This is a genomic window from Marinimicrobium sp. C2-29 (assembly GCF_038419845.1).
GTDB lineage: Bacteria > Pseudomonadota > Gammaproteobacteria > Pseudomonadales > Cellvibrionaceae > Marinimicrobium.
Genome location: NZ_JBCAQT010000001.1, coordinates 126,462 through 145,177, shown reverse-complemented (window position 1 = coordinate 145,177; position 18,716 = coordinate 126,462). Strand labels below are relative to the sequence as shown.

At 60.2% G+C, this 18,716-nt stretch carries 15 protein-coding genes; 4 read left to right on the top strand and 11 right to left on the bottom strand.

Annotation, left to right across the window (positions count from 1 at the left end):
* Nucleotides 1-153 precede the first annotated feature (153 nt).
* From rhlB to AAE484_RS00665, 3 genes are all read right to left on the bottom strand, one after another.
* Nucleotides 154-1,884 (bottom strand): ATP-dependent RNA helicase RhlB, encoded by a 1,731-nt coding sequence (gene rhlB / locus AAE484_RS00675; RefSeq protein WP_341936388.1) that lies wholly within the window; start codon nucleotides 1,882-1,884, stop codon nucleotides 154-156.
* 334 nt (nucleotides 1,885-2,218) lie between these two features.
* Nucleotides 2,219-3,892, bottom strand: a complete 1,674-nt coding sequence (ilvD, locus tag AAE484_RS00670) for a dihydroxy-acid dehydratase (protein ID WP_341936387.1) — start codon at nucleotides 3,890-3,892, stop codon at nucleotides 2,219-2,221.
* Between the two features lie 133 nt (nucleotides 3,893-4,025).
* Nucleotides 4,026-4,541 carry a DUF3617 domain-containing protein gene (locus AAE484_RS00665; RefSeq protein WP_341936386.1) on the bottom strand — a complete coding sequence of 172 codons (516 nt, stop codon included), beginning with the start codon at nucleotides 4,539-4,541 and terminating at the stop codon, nucleotides 4,026-4,028.
* A gap of 266 nt (nucleotides 4,542-4,807) precedes the next feature.
* Here AAE484_RS00665 and AAE484_RS00660 point away from each other — a divergent pair, with 266 nt between their 5' ends.
* The 4 genes from AAE484_RS00660 (at nucleotide 4,808) to yacG (ending at nucleotide 7,837) form a co-directional block, all read left to right on the top strand.
* Nucleotides 4,808-5,767: a hypothetical protein gene (locus AAE484_RS00660; RefSeq protein WP_341936385.1), complete on the top strand. Its 960-nt coding sequence runs from the start codon at nucleotides 4,808-4,810 to the stop codon at nucleotides 5,765-5,767.
* A gap of 136 nt (nucleotides 5,768-5,903) precedes the next feature.
* Nucleotides 5,904-7,016: a phospholipase A gene (locus AAE484_RS00655; protein ID WP_341936384.1), complete on the top strand. Its 1,113-nt coding sequence runs from the start codon at nucleotides 5,904-5,906 to the stop codon at nucleotides 7,014-7,016.
* Between the two features lie 40 nt (nucleotides 7,017-7,056).
* On the top strand, nucleotides 7,057-7,584 hold the full coding sequence (locus AAE484_RS00650; RefSeq protein WP_341936382.1) for a DUF3833 domain-containing protein: 528 nt from the start codon (nucleotides 7,057-7,059) through the stop codon (nucleotides 7,582-7,584).
* Between the two features lie 58 nt (nucleotides 7,585-7,642).
* Entirely contained in the window at nucleotides 7,643-7,837 is a 195-nt protein-coding gene (yacG, locus tag AAE484_RS00645) for a DNA gyrase inhibitor YacG (RefSeq protein WP_341936381.1), read from the top strand.
* Here yacG and AAE484_RS00640 read toward each other — a convergent pair.
* The 8 genes from AAE484_RS00640 to AAE484_RS00605 all read right to left on the bottom strand — a co-directional run bounded on the left by AAE484_RS00640 (nucleotide 7,832) and on the right by AAE484_RS00605 (nucleotide 18,650).
* Nucleotides 7,832-8,788, bottom strand: coding sequence for a Nudix family hydrolase (locus tag AAE484_RS00640; RefSeq protein ID WP_341936380.1), 957 nt, complete (start codon nucleotides 8,786-8,788; stop codon nucleotides 7,832-7,834). The two genes, yacG and AAE484_RS00640, sit on opposite strands and share 6 nt — an antisense overlap.
* A 12-nt stretch (nucleotides 8,789-8,800) precedes the next feature.
* Nucleotides 8,801-10,021 carry a bifunctional glutamate N-acetyltransferase/amino-acid acetyltransferase ArgJ gene (gene argJ / locus AAE484_RS00635; protein ID WP_341936379.1) on the bottom strand — a complete coding sequence of 407 codons (1,221 nt, stop codon included), beginning with the start codon at nucleotides 10,019-10,021 and terminating at the stop codon, nucleotides 8,801-8,803.
* Between the two features lie 67 nt (nucleotides 10,022-10,088).
* Nucleotides 10,089-12,815, bottom strand: coding sequence for a preprotein translocase subunit SecA (gene secA / locus AAE484_RS00630; RefSeq protein ID WP_341936378.1), 2,727 nt, complete (start codon nucleotides 12,813-12,815; stop codon nucleotides 10,089-10,091).
* A 109-nt stretch (nucleotides 12,816-12,924) separates the two neighbouring features.
* The gene (locus AAE484_RS00625; protein WP_341936376.1) at nucleotides 12,925-13,863 is read right to left on the bottom strand and encodes a peptidoglycan DD-metalloendopeptidase family protein; all 939 of its coding nucleotides are present in this window, start codon (nucleotides 13,861-13,863) and stop codon (nucleotides 12,925-12,927) included.
* Between the two features lie 380 nt (nucleotides 13,864-14,243).
* On the bottom strand, nucleotides 14,244-15,155 hold the full coding sequence (lpxC, locus tag AAE484_RS00620) for a UDP-3-O-acyl-N-acetylglucosamine deacetylase (protein WP_341936375.1): 912 nt from the start codon (nucleotides 15,153-15,155) through the stop codon (nucleotides 14,244-14,246).
* 315 nt (nucleotides 15,156-15,470) lie between these two features.
* The gene (gene ftsZ, locus AAE484_RS00615) at nucleotides 15,471-16,646 is read right to left on the bottom strand and encodes a cell division protein FtsZ (RefSeq protein WP_341936374.1); all 1,176 of its coding nucleotides are present in this window, start codon (nucleotides 16,644-16,646) and stop codon (nucleotides 15,471-15,473) included.
* A 66-nt stretch (nucleotides 16,647-16,712) separates the two neighbouring features.
* Complete coding sequence (gene ftsA / locus AAE484_RS00610; RefSeq protein WP_341936373.1) at nucleotides 16,713-17,948, bottom strand: cell division protein FtsA; 1,236 nt, start codon at nucleotides 17,946-17,948, stop codon at nucleotides 16,713-16,715.
* A 57-nt stretch (nucleotides 17,949-18,005) separates the two neighbouring features.
* A complete protein-coding gene (locus AAE484_RS00605; protein ID WP_341936372.1) occupies nucleotides 18,006-18,650 on the bottom strand; it encodes a cell division protein FtsQ/DivIB in 645 nt (214 codons plus the stop codon).
* Nucleotides 18,651-18,716 lie beyond the last annotated feature (66 nt).

Sequence of the window (18,716 nt, the reverse complement as noted above, 5' to 3'; positions counted from 1 at the left end):
GACTAGTGTTGACGAGTTACAGGGACGTACTTGCCACGTGTCTTGAAACAGTCCACCTCAAAGCGGCCCGGACGTAAAGCAAGACCCAACCAGCTAATTAGAGTATACCCAGGCGGAGCCTTACACTACGAAGTGCAGGCTCCAACGCAGCAATTACGAACGGGGCCGACGACGTCCACCGCCGCCGCTGCGGTTGCCGCCGGAGCGATTGCCACCGCCGGATGAACGACGTGGGCGGGTGGAGGGCTTGAGCGGGGGCGTCTCCACCAGCAACTCCTCGGGCGGCTGCTCGCATTTGATACTCTCGCCCAGCAACTCCTCGATCGGCGGCAGCAGCATCGCATCATCCTCGCAGGCGAAACTCACCGAAGTGCCCAGCTTGCCCGCGCGGCCGGTGCGGCCGATACGGTGCACATAATCTTCCGGCTCCTCCGGCAGAGTGAAGTTCACCACATGGCTGATGCCGCTGATGTGAATGCCCCGTCCGGCCACGTCCGTGGCAACCAATACCTTGAGGTCACCCTCTTTGAAGGCGTTCAGAGTGCTCACCCGCTTGTTCTGGGGAATCTCGCCCGAAAGCAGACCCGCTTTCACATCGTGACGCTGCAGCTTGTCATGCAGGTCCCGGCACTGATCGCGGCGGTTGGCGAACACAATCAGACTGTCCACATCGTCCTGCTGAATCAGGTTGTACAGCATCGGATACTTTTCTTCGGTGGCCGCGAGATACACATGCTGTGTCACGGTGTCCGTTGCCACGCTCTCGGGATGGATCTCGATGGTGGTGGGCTCGTGGGTCCACTGCTCCACCAGCCGGTTTACCTCCTCGGTGAAGGTGGCGGAGAAGAACAGCGTCTGGCGATCTTCCCGCTTGGGCGCCTGGCGTACGATCTGGCGCACCTGGGGGATGAAGCCCATGTCCAGCATGCGGTCGGCTTCGTCGATCACCATGATTTCCAGCTGATCGAGAAACACGTCGCGCTGACGGCAGAAATCCAGCAGCCGGCCCGGGGTGGCCACCAGGATGTCCACGTAGCTGTCGTGCAGGCGCCGCTGCTGTTTGCCGTAGTCCATGCCGCCCACCAGGGTGTGAATCTGCAGGTCGGTGTACTTGCACAGCAGCTTGGCATCTTCGGCAATCTGCATCACCAGCTCGCGCGTGGGCGCGATCACCAGAGCGCGGGCCTCACCGGCGTAGCGTTCCTCTTTGATGGGGTGTTTGAGCAGATCGTCAATCACGGTGGTCAGGAACGCGGCGGTTTTGCCGGTGCCGGTCTGGGCCTTGCCCACGACGTCTTTGCCCTGCAGAGCGATCGGCAATGACTGGGCCTGAATGGGCGAGCAGTACTCGAAGCCCAGGTCGGCGATGGCGTGCATCAGGTCGTTTTCCAGACCAAAGTCGTGAAAACGCAGTTTGCCCTCTACCTCGGGCACGGGGAATTGCGAGATATCCCAGGATTGTCTGGCCATAGGCTTATTGTTGCTCTTGTTTTGGCCGCCTCGGCGGCGGTTGCGGTTCCGGCCACGGCGGCGGTTGCCACCCTTGTTGCCGGTGTCTTGGTTCCCGGAGTCACTCTGGGCCTCGGGGCGGTTGTTGGTGTCGCCCGAGGGGGCTTTCTGGTCTTGCTGGCCTTTCTGCCCTCTCTGACCTTTGTGGTCGAGATTGCCATTGTTGTTCTGGGCGTTTGCGCTGCCCTGCGGACCCTGCCCACGACGGGGCTTGCGCCGACGGTTGTTGCCGCCGGGCTTGCCGTTACGGGGCTTCTGCTCGCTGCCGTTGCGGAGTTTGTCGGTTTGATTCTGGGGGTTTTGCCCTTTGCGGGTCTCGGAGGTATTGGTCGGTTTGGAGTCCCCGGCCAGCTTTTTGAAGAGTTTTCCAATCAAAACGGTCACCTGTTGCACAAACTTTGCGCGAAGTATACAGGAAACGACCTGCCTCTCCCACCGTGCCCAAGCAGTGGCGGATGCGCTTGACGCTTATCCGCCCTACACGAGCCTTCGAGGTTGCTCGTAGGGCGGATAAGCGTCAAGCGCATCCGCCGTAACCCAAGGTGCTAGTTCCCGGAAAGTTACGCAGGCACAGCGGAGGCTGGGTAACCTCTTGTGAGACCGTCGAAGGCATGGATGCCGACGTCGAGCCTACAGGGACGTATTCACGGCGTGTCTCACAAGAGGTTACCCAGGCGGAGCATCCACTACAGAGTGCAAACCACCTATGCTACTTATCGGTGACGGCGCCTTCCGAAGCGGAGCTGACGGTCTTGGCAAACTTGGCCAGGACGCCTCGGGTGTAGCGCAAGGGGGGTGCCTGCCAGAGCTTGCGGCGGCGTTCGAGCTCGGCGTCATCCACGGTCATGGAGATGGTGTTGGCCTCGGCATCAATGATGATCTCATCGCCGTCCTCCACTAGCGCCAGTGGACCGCCGTCCTGAGCTTCCGGGGTCACATGGCCCACCACAAAACCGTGGCTGCCGCCGGAGAAGCGACCGTCAGTAATCAATGCCACCGACTCGCCCAGCCCCTTGCCCATGATGGCCGAAGTCGGGGTCAGCATCTCGCGCATGCCCGGGCCGCCCTTGGGGCCCTCGTAGCGGATGACCACCACATCGCCGGCGACTACCGTGCCGTCCATGACCCGATCAGTGGCCTCCTCCTCAGAGTGGAACACCCGCGCACGGCCGGTAAAGTGAGTACCCTCTTTGCCGGTGATCTTGGCCACCGCGCCAGTGGGTGCCAGGTTGCCGTACAGAATGCGCAGATGACTGTCTTTTTTCACCGGGTTGTTCAGATCGCGAATGATGTCCTGCTCCTGGGGATAGGGCTTCACGTTTGCCAGGTTCTCCGCCAGAGTCTTGCCGGTCACAGTCATGCAGTCACCGTGTAGCAATCCGGCTTCCAGCAGGATCTTCATCAGCGGCTGAATGCCGCCGATGGCAACCAGCTCGCTCATCATGTAGTGGCCGCTGGGGCGCAGGTCCGCCAGTACCGGGACCTTCTGGCCGATACGGGTAAAGTCTTCCAGCGTGAGATCGACATCCACGGTGTGCGCCATACCCAGCAGGTGCAGCACAGCGTTGGTGGAGCCGCCCAGGGCGATGACCACGGTGATGGCGTTTTCAAACGCCTCTCGGGTCATGATGTCGCGTGGCTTCAGGTCTTTTTCCAGCAGTTCCAGCACCGCCGCGCCGGCCGCGCGGCAATCGGCCAGTTTGTCATTGCCCTCGGCGTTCTGGGCCGAGCTGCCGGGCAGGCTCATACCCATGGCCTCGATGGCCGAGGCCATGGTGTTGGCGGTGTACATGCCGCCGCAGGAGCCGGGGCCGGGAATCGCGGTCTCTTCGATCTGTTTGACCTCGATCAGGGACTTGTCGCCCTTGGCGTGGGCGCCCACAGCCTCGAATACCGAGACGATGTCGGTGTGGTTGGCGCCGGGTTTGATGGTGCCGCCGTAGACGAAGACCGAGGGACGGTTCAGACGCGCCAGCCCCATGACACAGCCGGGCATGTTCTTGTCGCAGCCACCGATGGCGACCAGACCGTCAAAGCCCTCGCAGCCGGCCACGGTCTCGATGGAGTCGGCAATCACTTCCCGGGACACCAGAGAGTACTTCATGCCCTCGGTGCCATTGGCAATGCCGTCGGAAATGGTGATGGTATTGAAAATCAGGCTCTTGCCCCCGGCACTGTCCACGCCCTGGGCTGCTTCGCGCGCCAGGCCGTCGATATGCATATTGCAGGGGGTCAGGTTGCTCCAGGTGGAGGCGACGCCCACCTGGGGCTTGCGGAAGTCTTCGTCGGTAAACCCGGTGGCGCGCAGCATGGCGCGACTGGCGGATTTGCCGATGCCATCCACCACGGGGCTGGAATATCGGCGGCGGTGATCATCAGTCATGGTGACCGGCTCCTGTTTCACTGGTAGGTATGATTTTTGAGGCCGATATATTGAGCGAGCCGGCCCATTTTCGCAACCAGTTCAGAGTGAGCCGGACTCGATCAAGCCGGGCCGTTTGATTGTTGGATGGCCCTCAGGGGCAGTCAGCGCTCAGCCAGCGACCATTGTGGGTAATGGTGATGGTATCTTTGGTACCTCCCATATCCACCTCGGCAGTGGACTTGCCGGTATAGGCCGAATCGCCATCCAGCACCATTTCACCCTCAACATTGCCCTGGGGACAGGTGAACTCGATGCGGGTCTCATCGCCCCGGGTCACCACCTCGTGGTCACACTCGGTATTTTCGGACCAGTCGAACTCACCCTGGGCCGCCTCTTCTTCGGTGAGGCAGTCGCGCATCGTCTGGTTGCTGAAATCCAGGGTCATGCCCTGCTTTGCCAGCATGTCTTTCATCATCTTTTTCTGCGCGGCGGGCATGGCTTCCATCTGCTGGCGGACCATTTCCATCTGTTGCTCCAGCTGGCCACTTTCGCTCTTCATGCTCGTTTGGTGCTCCCAGAGGCCGGGCTTGACGTTAAGGGATTCGGCAGACAGCAACGAAGGGGTAAGGAACAGAGCAATGAGGGGGATACAGAAACGAATTTTCATAACAAGCGTCCTTCTTAAAAATGATTGGGTACAGAACCACTACCACGTCCGGCTCCATCCAGAGTCTGCCTGAGTAAAGGGCCGAGTTCAATCAGATCAGAGTTCAAGGCGCTTCCAGGGACAGGAGCGGCGCTTGGCCTGATCTGGCACAGGTGTTGCTCCGTATTTTCGAGTAGTGCTGCAGCGAAGCAGAACCGGGTGTCAGGCACCCGCCAATTCAGGCCCTGGCCGGCTGCCAGCGCCCCTACTGGGTAACCTTACGCACCATGATAGCGCAGAGCGACCTTAAAACTGCCCCGACAACCAGCATAGAGACTGCACCATTTGAGCGCTTCACCCGCCTCTACCGCGAGCGACAGGATGCTCTGACGCTGATCAAGCAGTTGGTGAGGATGATCAAGGGGCTTCAGCGCCACCGGGGCATGAGTATGGCCATGCTCGGGGGCAACCGTCAGTTCCAGGCGGAGTTCGCCCAGCTTCAACACCAGCTCGAACGACGGATTCTGGCGTTGCAGGCTTTTACCGCGGGCAATGATCTGCTCTCGGACCGGGACCGGGAAAACCTGCACAACGCCTGGCTGACCATCAGCCGCGACTGGCAGCAGGACTCGGTGATCGACAACTACGAGTTGCATTGTCACCTGGTCGAGCAGCTGCTGGCGATGCTCGCCAGCCTGTCCCGCCGACTGGAACAGCCCCTGTCCGAAATGGATCCACCCGCGAATGAGGCCGGCCCGGAACAGGAGGACCAGGCTGACGCCTCCGCCCCCAGTCGCCTGCAGCATCTGGAGCTGCTGCATTTCTGCACCCGGATGATGCCCTCGGTGGTCGAACAGATCGGCCGTATCCGGGCCCTGTCCAGCTATGCTGCCGCCTTGGGTTACTGCGACCCTCACCACGACGGCAAATTGCGCTACGTGATTCAGAACACCCAGGTCAACAACGAAAAGCTGCGCCATCAGATCCGTCGGCTGGAGTCGGTGCTGGGCGCCGAGTTCGGCCAGCTGGGGGAGCTCAAACGCTATGAGCTCAAGCTGATGTTTCTGCTCAACATGGTGGAGAACGACGTGCTGAGCGGAGAGGCCATCACGGCGGACAGCAACCGCCTGTTCAGCGTCGCCACCGACATCATTGATGTGTACCTGCAGGTGGTCGGCAACGGCATCGCCCTGCTCGGCAGCTGGCTGGAACAGGACCTGGAGCGCTGGCTTCAACAGGGCGGGTGAACAGGGAGGGGTGACCGGTTCGCACCGCCCCGCTGCGGTTCTCTCCCTGAATTCCCGATCCGTGCGCCATACCACGAGCTCACCACCCGGTTTCCTGTATCCTTGCAGCTGAAGACTCCTCAAGGACCATGATCTTATGACCCGTTTTTACGCTTTAGTCAGCTTGCTGCTTGTGTGCCTCGGCGCTGCAGCGGACGACGACAAGGATACTGAATCATCGCTCTCCGGGCAGGAAATGGCCGAATGCCTGAAAACGGCCGTGTCGGGAGCCAGCCGTGAGATGACCATCGAAGACCTGCGGGAGATCTGCCGCACCCTGGGACAGAATCAATCGCAGGAGGAGCAGAGCGTGCTCGACGCGGTTCAGGCATTGTCCGGGGATGAGCAAGATGACAGTGAAGAAGAGCAAGAAGAAAATGACCCCAGTGGTGCCAGTCGACTGATGGAAAAGCGCCTGAACATGGAGGCACTCAATCGCGCCAACCGGTTTCTGCTGACACCGCACCGGCGCAACTACCTCCTGCCGGTCAGCTATCAGGATGAGCGCAATACCGCGCCCTATGCCGAAGCCGGCAGCCCGCTGGCCGACCTGATGAGCACAGAAGTGGAGTTTCAGCTGAGCGTCAAAATCCTGATTCGCGAGAGCATTCTGGGCGATAATGGCCACCTGTACATGGCCTACACGAACTACTCGTTGTTTCAGGCCTATGATCGCGAAGCCTCCCGCCCCTTCCGCGAAACCAATCACCAGCCTGAGTTGATTCTCAGCTTTGTCAACGACTGGAAGATTTTCGGTTTTCGCAATGTGCTGAACGAAGTGATACTCAACCATCAATCCAACGGCCAGGACGGTAGCCTTTCCCGAAGCTGGGACCGGATCATGCTCAGCACCGTTTTTGAGCGGGGCCCCTTTGCTTTCTCTCTGACCCCCTGGTACCGGATCCCCGAGGATGAGGGCGATGGGCCGGACGACCCCACCGGGGACGATAACCCCGATATCGAAAAATATATGGGCCACTTTGAACTGTCCGCCGCCTACAAGCGTAATGACCAGATAGTGAGCCTGATGGTGCGCAACAACCTCGAATCGGACAACCGGGGTGCGGTCGAGCTGGGCTGGAGCTTCCCGGTCTCGTCCACGGTGCGCGGCTATTTCAGATACTTTAACGGCTACGGCCACAGCCTGATCGACTACGACTATCACACAAACGCCGTCGGTCTCGGGATTACGTTTACCGATCTGTTTTAGCGGATGCGGGGTCGGTCAGGCTGGAACTGGAGAATCATTTATGCGCGTATTACTGACCGGCCTGTTCCTGCTTCTGGGCGCCTGCTCTTCCACCGACCTGCAGGAGTACGCCGGGAACCAGCCCGAGTTTGATCCCGAAGCGTTTTTCCAGGGCTCGATGACCGCCCACGGCGTTCTGAAAAATCGCGGCGGCAAGGTCACCCGCTACTTCAATGCGACCATCGAAGCGAGCTGGGATGACGAGGGCGTGGGACGTCTGGCCGAGCGTTTTGAGTTTGACGATGGCGAGATCCAGCACCGCAACTGGACCCTGGAGCCGACCGGCGATGGCCGCTACCGGGCCACCGCGGGCGATGTGGTCGGGCCGGGCGAAGCCCGGGTCGCGGGCAACACCATGCTACTGAACTACCGACTGGAGGTAGACTATAAAGACCGGAAGCTGGAACTGGATGTGGAAGACTGGATGTGGCGGGTGGACGAGAACACGGTGATCAACCAGTCCATTCTGCGCAAATGGGGCTTCCGGGTGGGCAGCATTCAGTTGACGATAATCCGCGACCGGGATTGAACTCGGGTGACCGCCAGTGCTATAACACCGGCCTGAGACACCCGGCCGGAAATGATTTATGAGCGAGCAACCCGAACAACCGCTGAAACTGAATTGCCCCACCTGCAGTAAGACTGTTTACTGGAGCGAGGACTACCCCTACCGCCCCTTCTGTAGCGAGCGCTGCAAGCTGATTGACCTGGGGGAGTGGGCCAGCGAGAGTCACAAAATTCCGGGCGACCCCATCGACATCAACGATGATCTGGATTCATAGCCCTGTTGGCCAGCCAAAGCTGATGCCGGCGATCCCTCTTCCGCCGGCCTGCTTGACCCGCACCAGATCGACCGGCTTCATTCCTCCCTGCGCATAGACCGGAATCCCCGCCTGCGCGGCCAGTTGGCCGAAGGTTTCCCAGCCCATCGGCTCGGCGTCCGGGTGCGAGCCGGTCGCACTCACCGGCGAGAGCGTCACGTAGTCCGCCCCCAGCTCACAGGCGCGCCTCAGCTCCCCCTCATTGTGACAGGAGGCACCCAGCCAGGCGGACTCGGGTACGGGCCGCTCCCGGCATTCCGCCAGAGCCCGACTGTTGAGATGCAGACCGTCGAGATCGTCGGACCAAAGCTCGGCGGGGGCGTTGGCGACCAGTCTGACGCCACGCGCCCGACAGCGAGGCAGGGCCAGAGACAGGCGCTCGGCGTACGCCTCTGCCGAGAGGCCGGGGCACCGCAGCTGCACCAGAGCGACGCCCTGATCCAACGCCCGGTCCAGACGCGCCAGCCAGTCCTCGGGGGAATTCGCCGGGCCGGTCACCAGCATCTGGTCGGGTAGTCGCAGTGCGTTGACAATGGGTCGATTGGCGGCGGGAAAAGAAAACTGCGGCAACTCCCAGGGCGCCACCCAGCGCACCGGCTGACCCTCATTCCCCCTGGGATCACCATTGAAGCGGGTCACCCGACGCACCTGCAGCAGGACCGACTTGTCGGCGTAGTCGTGACGGATGGAGATCAGGGGCTCGGTGGCGAGCACCTCGATGGCCAGCTCTTCCCAGAGCTCGCGCCTGAGCGCCTCATTGAGGGTTTCACCGGCATCCACCTTGCCTCCGGGAAACTCCCAGAGCCCGCCCTGATGGACATGGTCGGGGCGGCGCGCGATCAGAATCTCGCCCAGCGAGTTTTCCAGCACCCCGACCGCGACCTGCACAACCTTGCCGACTTTGTCATTCACAACGCCACCACCTCAGCTGCGGTAGTCGGCGTTGATGCGCACGTATTCGTGAGACAGGTCCGTGGTCCAGAGGGTTTCAGCCACTTCGCCCCGCCCCAGATCAATCCGGATGGTGATCTCATCGCCATCCATCACCGCCTGGCCCTGCTCCTCGGTGTAGGTGTCGGCGCGACCGCCGTTTTCGACAATCAGGGTGTCGTTCAGATGAATCCGCACCCGATCCGCATCCAGATCCGTCAGGCCGGCATAGCCCACGGCCGCCACGATTCGCCCCCAGTTGGGATCCGAGGCAAAGAGCGCGGTCTTGATCAGGGGCGAGTGCGCCACGGCGTAGCCCACCTTGAGACACTCCTCGACATCGGCGCCGCCCCGAACCTCCAGGGTGACAAACTTGGTGGCGCCCTCGCCATCGGCCACGATGCATTTGGCCAGATACTCGTGGGCGTGAATGATCAACGCCCGCAGCTTATCGTACAGCTCGCCGGAGGGCATGGTGACCGGCTCGGCGTCGGAGCGCCCGGTGGCCATCAGGATGCAGGAGTCGTTGGTGGAGGTGTCGCCATCGATGGTGATGCGATTGAATGAGCGGTTGGCGGCATCCCGGCAGAGTTGCTCCAGTACCGGCTGGGCCACATCGGCATCGGTGGCAATGTAGGCCAACATGGTGCCCATATTGGGCTTGATCATGCCCGCGCCTTTGGCGATACCGTTGACGGTAATGGTTTTACCCAGATGCTCGACCTGACCGGTAAAGCCCTTGGGGCGGGTGTCGGTGGTCATGATCGCCCGGGCGGCCGCCTCCCAGCCAGTGTCGCTCAACGCGCTCTGGGCGTCGGGCAGCACCCGGGTGATTTTATCGACCGGCAGCGGCTCACCGATGACGCCCGTGGAAAACGGCAGAACCGCTTCGGCGGAGACACCGGTCAGGGAGGCAAGTGCCTCGCAGGTGCGGATGGCATCGAGCCGGCCGCGCTCGCCGGTACAGGCGTTGGCGTTGCCCGAGTTGATCACCAGGTAGCGAATAGGCGTTTTCTGCAGGTGCTCCCGACACAGGGTGACGGGGGCCGCGCAAAAGGCGTTGCGGGTAAACACGCCCGCCGTCCGGCTGCCCTCGGCCAGCTCCAACAGGACCAGATCCTGGCGGCCCGGGCGCTTGATGCCGGCACTGGCCGTGGCCAGCCTGAGGCCGGCGAGCGCCGGCATGGATGGAAAAGGATACTCACCGACGGCCATCGAAATCACTCCGTGTTCGGGTTACTGGTTCAGGCTAAAAGGGACGGTAAAAAAAACAGCCGGCCGACTAGCTCAACTTACCGTGACACTGCTTGTATTTCTTGCCCGAGCCGCAGGGGCAGGGGTCGTTGCGACCCACCTTGCGGTTCTCACGCACAAACGGACGACCGCCGGGCGCGCCCTCGCCCTCGGGCTGAGAGGCCGCCTGCTGCTTCCGACCTTCCAGTGCTGACACTTCATCGTGCTGCAGCTGCATTTTCTGCCGGTCGCGCTCTTCGCGCCGCTTGCGCTCCATCTCTTCCATCTGCTCGCGGGTCACCGGTTCTACCCGCGCGAGCAGGCGAATCACTTCGTGCTTGACCTTGTCGAGCATGGCCTGGAACAGATAGAAGGCTTCGCGCTTGTATTCCTGCTTGGGGTTGCGCTGAGCGTAGGAGCGCAGATTGATGCCCTGGCGCAGGTGATCCATGTTGGCCAGCTGCTCTTTCCAGGAGTTGTCCAGCACCTGCAGCATGACCTGTTTCTCGATCTCGGTCATGACGCTGCCAATGCGCTCGCACTTGGCGTTGTAAGCGGCCTGCGCCTCTTCCTGGATTTTTTCACGCAGCTTCTCTTCGTGCAGCTGGTCGTCTTCATCCAGCCATTGCTGCAACGGCAGTCTCAGGCCCAGTTCCTTCTCCAGGCGCTTTTCCAGCCCCGCTACATCCCACTGCTCTTCCAGGCTCTGAGGCGGAACGTATTCACTGATCAACTCGTCCACCACATCGTAACGGATGGAGGTGATGGTATCGCTGATGCTTTCCGATTCGAGCAGCTCGTTGCGCTGGTTGTAGATGATCAGACGCTGGTCGTTGGCAACGTTATCGAATTCCAGCAGCTGTTTACGAATGTCGAAGTTGCGGCCCTCGACCTTGCGCTGGGCCTTTTCGATGGCGTTGTTGACCATCCGATGCTCAATGGCCTCGCCCTTCTCCATGCCCAGGGCCTGCATGAAGTTGCGGATGCGGTCGGAGGCGAAGATGCGCATCAGGCTGTCTTCCATGGACAGGTAGAAGCGGGTCACACCCGGGTCGCCCTGACGGCCGGCGCGACCGCGCAGCTGGTTGTCGATGCGGCGCGATTCGTGCCGCTCGGTGCCGATGATGTGCAGACCACCGGCTTCAATCACCATATCGTGACGCTTCTGCCACTCGGCTTTGATCTTGTCGATCTGCTCCTGGGTGGGGTTCTCCAGCTTGGCGACTTCGGCCTCCCAGTTGCCGCCGAGCACGATATCGGTACCGCGACCGGCCATGTTGGTGGCAATGGTCACGGCGCCGGGACGACCCGCCTGGGCGATGATTTCCGCCTCGTAATCGTGGTATTTGGCGTTCAGCACCTTGTGCTCAATGCCCGCGTCTTTCAGACGCTTGGACATTTCTTCCGAAGTCTCAATTGAAGCGGTACCGACCAGGATCGGCGCATTGGCTTCCTGGTACTTTTTCACGTCGGTCACGATGGCGTCGTACTTCTCTTCCACCGTCAGGTACACCAGGTCGTTCAGATCGATACGCTGACGCGGCTTGTTGGTGGGAATGACCACCACGTCCAAGCCGTAAATCTCGCGGAATTCGAAGGCTTCGGTATCGGCCGTGCCGGTCATGCCCGACAGGGTCGGATACAGACGGAAATAGTTCTGGAAGGTGGTGGAGGCCAGTGTCTGGCTCTCGCTCTGAATGGTGACACCCTCTTTCGCCTCAATCGCCTGGTGCAGGCCTTCGGACAGACGCCGACCGGGCATGGTCCGACCGGTGTGCTCGTCAATCAGGATCACCTGGCCGTCCTGCACGATGTATTCGACGTCGCGATTGAACAGCGCCCGGGCGCGCAGAGCCGAGTTCACATGGTGCAGCAGGTTCAGGTTGTTGGCGGCGTAGAGGCTTTCACCCTCCGGCAGCATACCCGACTGCTCCAACAGGTCTTCCACTTTCTGGTGTCCCTGCTCGGTCAGCTCAACCTGGCGGCTTTTTTCATCCAGGGTGTAGTCGCCCTCACCTTCCTCCTCCTTGACCGGATCGAGGTTCTGAATCAGCTTGTGCATGCGCTGATACAGCTCGGAGCTGTTCTCGGCGGCGCCGGAAATGACCAGAGGGGTGCGCGCCTCATCGATCAGGATGGAGTCGACTTCGTCCACCACCGCGAAGTTGAGCGGCTGTTGGACCTTGTCTTTCAGGCTCAGGGCCATGTTGTCGCGCAGGTAATCAAAGCCGAATTCGTTGTTGGTGCCGTAGGTCACATCGGCGGCGTAGGCATCGCGCTTCTCGGCGGTGGGCTGCATGGAGCGGATGACGCCCACGCGCATGCCCAGGGCCTCGTAGACCGGGCTCATCCAGGCGGCGTCGCGGCTGGCCAGATAGTCGTTCACGGTCACCACGTGAACCCCCGTTCCGGTCAGCGCATGCAGATAACACGGCAGGGTCGAGACCAGGGTTTTACCCTCACCGGTGCGCATTTCGGCAATTTTGCCCCGGTGCAGCGCCATACCACCAATCAACTGGACGTCAAAGTGGCGCAGCCCGAGTTTGCGTTTACTGGCCTCGCGCACCGTGGCGAAGGCTTCGGGCAACAGCTGCTCCAGAGTCTCGCCGTCTTTGTGACGCTGCATAAACTCATCAGTCTTGGCTTTGAGCTGTTCGTCGCTCAGCGCCTCCAGGTCGCTTTCATAGTCGTTGATTTTTGCGACAGTTTTACGCATGCGCTTGAGTTCGCGTTCGTTTTTGGAGCCGAACAGCGATTTCGCTAAGTTACCGATCATGTTATTACCGTGATTTATGCAGTTTTGCGGGTGAACGATGGAAACCTCGTCGGAAAGCCGACGAGTAAACCGAAACTAGCCTGCGAAAGCAAGCCTTGGGGGAGGGGAATTACCGGCTGGCGCGGTGAATATAGGTCGAAGGGTCGACCGCTCGGCCATTTTTGTAGACTTCAAAGTGCACGTGGGGGCCGGTAGAGCGGCCGCTGGAGCCCATCAGAGCGATGATCTGCCCTTTTTTGACCACATCGCCCACTTTGACCAGATTTTCCTTGTTGTGCGCGTAGCGGGTAGTGAAGCCCCCGCCGTGGTTGATCTCGACCATCTGGCCGTAACCGTGACGGTCTTTGGACCAGGTGACAACACCGGCGGCCACTGAAATGATTTCGGAATCTTCCTTACCGGCGAAATCCACTCCACCGTGCCAGGCTACTTTCCCGGTGAATGGATCGGTGCGGCGACCAAAGCGGGAGGACATCCAGCCTTTCTTGATCGGACGACCGGCAATAAAAATATCGTCCTGGAGTTTGCGCTTGGCCAGCAGGGCATCCAGGGTCGCCAGCTGCTGCTCCCGGTTTTCAATCTGACTGGAAAGCTGATCGATGGTGCTGATGAAGTCGGGCTGGGTGTAGGGGTCACCGATGGTTTCGGTCTCGGGACCGCCCAGCGCCGGGGGCTGACTGAAATCAAACTCCCCCTGATCCAGGTTGGCGATGGTGGTCAGATGCTCGCCCAGTGCGTCCAGGCGCATCAGGCGCGCCTGCAACTCGGCGACCCGCAGCGTCAGAGCGGCCACCTGACTGCGGGCCTGCTCGCGGGTCTGCTCGACCTGCTGCTTCTGCTCGGCCAGGGTCGCTTCCCAGGCCTCGCGGGATTCGGCGGTAAATACGTCGTTGTCGCCAATGCCACCATTGGCCCATTGAAAGCCCAACACGCCCGCCGCCGTGACCGGAATCCCCAGTAGGCAGATGGACAAGAGCGCGCGCGTCCAGCCACCTAAAGTGAGGCTGCGCGTCTGGCCGTGTTGTTTGCTGACAATAATTATCTTCATAGGGAGCCGATGTTACCCGTTTTTGCTGCCGAAAGGCATAGTACCAGTCGTCATTTTATAGCTTTCGTTTATATCAATACGGCATCATGCGCCCGTAACCATTCGCTTTGGTTCTAAAAAACGCGCCTGAAACCGGAAAACTGGATAGAATTCAACAGGTTACCCAAGTAGCACACCAATTGCAACGAATCGGCCCCATCGGGGACCCGGAGCCGCAAGCGAGGATAGGGTCGTCAACAAACAAATAGGGCCGCTCTGCTTCCAGAGCGGCCCTATTGTTGTTACGACGCTACAAGTGTTGTTACGACGCTATAAGACCTTGTTGCACAGCTACTGCCACACAGAGCCTGGCAAGTGCCGTCCGGGGCGCCCCCGCCAGACTATACGGCCAGCAGCGGCTTCATGTACGAGATGGGCGCGGCCGTCTCGTCCTCGAAAGTCACCACTTCCCAGGCATCGCGCTGGGCAATGAGCTGCCGCAGGGATTTGTTGTTCAGAGCGTGGCCCGATTTGTGCGCCTTGAACTCACCAATCAGGCTGTTGCCCAGCAGGTAGAGGTCACCGATGGCGTCCAGAACCTTGTGCTTGACGAACTCGTCTTCGTAGCGCAGTCCGTCTTCGTTAAGGATACGATAGTCATCCACCACGATGGCATTGTCGACACTGCCGCCCTTGGCGAGGCCTTTGGAGCGTAGGTACTCGATCTCGTGCATGAACCCGAAGGTCCTCGCGCGACTGACTTCCTTGACGAAGGACGTGCTGGAGAAGTCCACCGACGTCTGAAGGTTCTTTCCCTGGAACATCGGGTGATCAAACTCGATTGAAAAGCTGACCTTGAAGCCCTCGAACGGGAGGAAGCTGGCGGTTTTGTCGCCCTCTTCCACGTGTACCGGCTTTTTGATCCGGATGAACTTCTTCGCCGCCGCCTGCTCCTGGATGCCCGCTGACTGGATCAGAAAGACAAAAGGACCGGCACTGCCGTCCATGATGGGCACTTCGGGTGCGCTGACTTCGACAATGGCGTTATCAATGCCCAGGCCCGCCATGGCGGATAACAGGTGCTCGACGGTGGATACCTTCACGTCGCCCTTTACCAGGCTGGTGGACAGGGTTGTGTCGCCGACGTTCTCGGCCTTGGCTTCGATCTCGACTACCGGGTCCAGATCGACCCGACGAAACACGATTCCGGCATCAACAGGTGCCGGCAGAAGGGTCAGATACACTTTCTGACCGGTGTGCAAGCCAACGCCGGTGGCCCGGATGGCATTTTTGAGCGTGCGCTGTCTGATCATTACCTTTTATAGCCCACCTTTGGCTGAGGACGATGGTGAAAGGCTACGTTGAGCGACCACCGCCGGGTTGAAAAACGGACGCAATTGTAACAGATTTTCATTACCGCAACCACTGCGCTGGCGGCGGAATGCACCATATTGGTGATTTTTTACACTACCTTACAGAAAGCGCTCACCCCACGGGAGAACCGCTAAACACTGCAGGCACAGTAGTATGACAACGCTCAGGTCAAAGGTTCTACGCCGGCATCACAATCCCTGTGATTGCCTGACGCTATCGATAGCACAACGGCTATTAGAACCGGCCTTCACGGATCAATCCGCCTGGCGACGCAGGAATGCCGGAATGTCCAGGTACTCCATCTCCTTCTCGGAAGAGGGAGCAGCCGCCGCCGATTGAGCGGAAGAAGCCTGGGCACTCTGGCGCATCACGGTCGGACGGTCGTAGGTGTTGTAATCCACCTCGCCGGTGCTCTTGCGACGGGTGTTATCGACCACCACCTTGGTTTTGTTAGGGGTTTTTTCTTCCTTGGCCGGTGCGCCCAAACCCGTGGCCACCACTGTAACCCGCAATTCGTCGGACATTTCCGGATCGATAACCGTGCCCACCACAACAGTGGCGTCAGAGGAGGCAAACTCTTCAATGGTATTACCCACCTCCGAGTACTCACCCAGGGACAGATCGATACCGGCGGTGATATTCACCAGGATACCGCGCGCGCCCTGCAGGTTGACGTCTTCGAGCAGCGGACTGCGAATGGCCGCTTCGGCCGCCTCACGGGCCCGGTTCTCACCCGTGGCGTGGCCGGTACCCATCATGGCCATGCCCATTTCGGACATCACGGTGCGCACATCGGCAAAGTCGACGTTGATCATGCCCGGGCGGATGATCAGATCGGCAATCCCCTGGACCGCGCCCAGCAGCACGTTGTTGGCCGCTTTGAACGCGTCCAGCAGGCTGGTGGATTTACCCAGAACCGAAAGCAGCTTCTCGTTGGGGATGGTGATCAGGGAGTCGACCCGCTCCTGCAGCTCTTTGATCCCGGCGTCGGCCACCACCATGCGCTTGCGCCCCTCAAAGGGGAACGGCTTGGTGACCACGGCCACGGTCAGGATTCCCAGGTCGCGCGCCACTTCCGCGACTATGGGAGCGGCACCGGTACCGGTACCGCCACCCATGCCGGCGGCGATGAAGACCATATCGGCGCCGCGCAGCACCTCCGCGATACGCTCGCGATCTTCCATGGCGGCCTGACGACCCACCTCGGGGTTGGCGCCGGCACCCAGGCCCTTGGTCATGCTGTGGCCCAGCTGCAGAACGGTGCGCGAATCGACGTCCTTGAGCGCCTGCGCATCGGTATTGGCGCAGATGAACTCAACGCCCTCGATGTTGCTGTCGATCATGTGCTTGACGGCGTTGCCACCGCCACCACCGACACCAATGACTTTTATAACGGCATTTTGCGGAATGTTGTCTACGAGCTCAAACATGGTTATTCCCCTTTTCCTTTACCAAATCAAAAAAATAAAAAATGACTGAAACTTTGAATATGTGAACTAAAAATGGCTTTGAAACAGTTTTTTCAAACGCTCGAACCAGGAATCGTCGTTGTCTCTGACATGGGCAATACCCCTCCCCTCTTGTTGTTGCTTGACGGCATACAGGAGTAGGCCGACACCGGTGGAATAGATCGGGTTGTTCACGATATCTTTAAGACCACGAATGTTCTGGGGCGCCCCGAGACGGACCGGCATGTGGAAGATCTCTTCGGCCAGCTCAATCACGCCTTCCATTTTCGACGTACCGCCGGTCAACACGATGCCGGCGGCGATCAGATCTTCAAACCCGCTGCGGCGCAGCTCGGCCTGCACCAGGGTAAACAGCTCGTCGTAGCGCGGCTCCACCACTTCGGCCAGCGCCTGGCGGGACAGATCGCGCGGCTCGCGATCGCCGACGCTGGGCACCTTGATGGTTTCATCCGGTCCGGTCAGTTTGGCCAGGGCACAGGCGTACTTGATTTTGATCTCTTCTGCATGGGGCGTCGGTGTGCGCAGCGCCATGGCGATGTCGTTGGTGACCTGGTCGCCGGCAATGGGAATGACCCCGGTATGGCGGATGGCGCCCTCGGTGAAAATGGCAATGTCGGTGGTGCCACCGCCGATGTCCACCACGCACACGCCCAGCTCTTTTTCATCCTCGGTCAGTACCGAATAGCTGGAGGCCAGCTGCTCGAGGATCACGTCCTCGACTTCCAGGCCGCAGCGGCGGATGCACTTTTCAATGTTCTGGGCGGCATTCACCGCGCAGGTGACCAGGTGTACCTTCGCTTCCAGGCGCACGCCCGACATGCCCAGCGGCTCTTTCACACCCTCCTGCTCGTCGATCAGGAACTCCTGCGGCAGGATGTGCAGAATTTTCTGGTCCGCCGGAATGGCCACCGCCTGAGCCGCATCGATCACCCGCTCCAGATCCTGGGGAAATACTTCCCGGTCCTTGATCGCGACAATACCGTGCGAGTTGAGGCTGCGGATATGACTGCCAGCAATCCCCACATAGACCGAATGGATCTGGCAACCGGCCATCAGCTCGGCCTCTTCCACGGCCCGCTGAATCGATTGCACGGTGGACTCGATATTGACCACGACACCCTTTTTCAGGCCGCTGGAGCGGTGTGAGCCAATGCCCACGACCTCCAGCTCACCTTCCGGGGTAATAGCGCCGACGATGGCCACGACTTTGGAGGTGCCGATGTCCAGCCCGACTACCATTTTGCTGTCATTTACATTGGCCATTAGCTCGACCTCACCTGGTTCGACTTTGTTTGCATTACTCTCTCTTCCATTGTCAATCTACTGCCCGGTTTCCCGTTCCTTTTTCCAGGAAACGGCCACTCCACTCTGATAGCGCAAATCGACGGCTTCCACTTCCTGCCAGCGCTGTTGCAATTGCTGTTCAAACACACTGACAAACCGCCGCATTTTCTCCAGAACCCGATCGCGTCCGATGTTGAGGGTTACCCCATCACCCAACGTCAACTGCCAGGCTCCCTTGTCATCACTGCTCAGCGAGCGGATCGTCAATCGCCGACTGCGCAGCATCTGTGCCAGATCCTGATAGCGCTCCATCATGCGCTCCGCATCCCGGTCCGGCCCATCCAGACGCGGCAAGTGTGCCAGCATCTGATCATCGGTCACGGTCAGTATCTCCCCGCGCCGGTTGAGAAAGCCCGATTCGCCCCAGCGGGCGATCGGCTGCTCCTCATAAATTTTCACCTGCAGCTGGTCCGGCCAACGCCGCCTCAGTGCGGCACGCTCAACCCAGGGCTCTTCCTCCAGCGCGGCCTTTACCCGGGATAGGTCCAGTTGGAAAAAATCCTCATCCAACTCCCGGCTCAACAGGGCTTCCACCCTCTCCCGGCTCATGTAGCGAAACGATCCCTCCACGCTCACTTCGGTCACCGGACGATTGAACCAACGCTGCAGTGGTTCCGACAAGCCGTAAACGCTCCCTCCGATCAGGGCAATCACCAACATCGTCCCTGTCACTCTTCGTGCCCACCG

What these genes read in the sequence shown, in the direction of transcription:
- ilvD (WP_341936387.1), bottom strand. Translation starts at nt 3,892, where the DNA reads ATGACTGATGATCACCGCCGCCGATATTCCAGCCCCGTGGTGGATGGC.
- AAE484_RS00665 (WP_341936386.1), bottom strand. Translation starts at nt 4,541, where the DNA reads ATGAAAATTCGTTTCTGTATCCCCCTCATTGCTCTGTTCCTTACCCCT.
- AAE484_RS00660 (WP_341936385.1), top strand. Translation starts at nt 4,808, where the DNA reads ATGATAGCGCAGAGCGACCTTAAAACTGCCCCGACAACCAGCATAGAG.
- AAE484_RS00655 (WP_341936384.1), top strand. Translation starts at nt 5,904, where the DNA reads ATGACCCGTTTTTACGCTTTAGTCAGCTTGCTGCTTGTGTGCCTCGGC.
- AAE484_RS00650 (WP_341936382.1), top strand. Translation starts at nt 7,057, where the DNA reads ATGCGCGTATTACTGACCGGCCTGTTCCTGCTTCTGGGCGCCTGCTCT.
- yacG (WP_341936381.1), top strand. Translation starts at nt 7,643, where the DNA reads ATGAGCGAGCAACCCGAACAACCGCTGAAACTGAATTGCCCCACCTGC.
- argJ (WP_341936379.1), bottom strand. Translation starts at nt 10,021, where the DNA reads ATGGCCGTCGGTGAGTATCCTTTTCCATCCATGCCGGCGCTCGCCGGC.
- secA (WP_341936378.1), bottom strand. Translation starts at nt 12,815, where the DNA reads ATGATCGGTAACTTAGCGAAATCGCTGTTCGGCTCCAAAAACGAACGC.
- AAE484_RS00625 (WP_341936376.1), bottom strand. Translation starts at nt 13,863, where the DNA reads ATGAAGATAATTATTGTCAGCAAACAACACGGCCAGACGCGCAGCCTC.
- lpxC (WP_341936375.1), bottom strand. Translation starts at nt 15,155, where the DNA reads ATGATCAGACAGCGCACGCTCAAAAATGCCATCCGGGCCACCGGCGTT.
- ftsZ (WP_341936374.1), bottom strand. Translation starts at nt 16,646, where the DNA reads ATGTTTGAGCTCGTAGACAACATTCCGCAAAATGCCGTTATAAAAGTC.
- ftsA (WP_341936373.1), bottom strand. Translation starts at nt 17,948, where the DNA reads ATGGCCAATGTAAATGACAGCAAAATGGTAGTCGGGCTGGACATCGGC.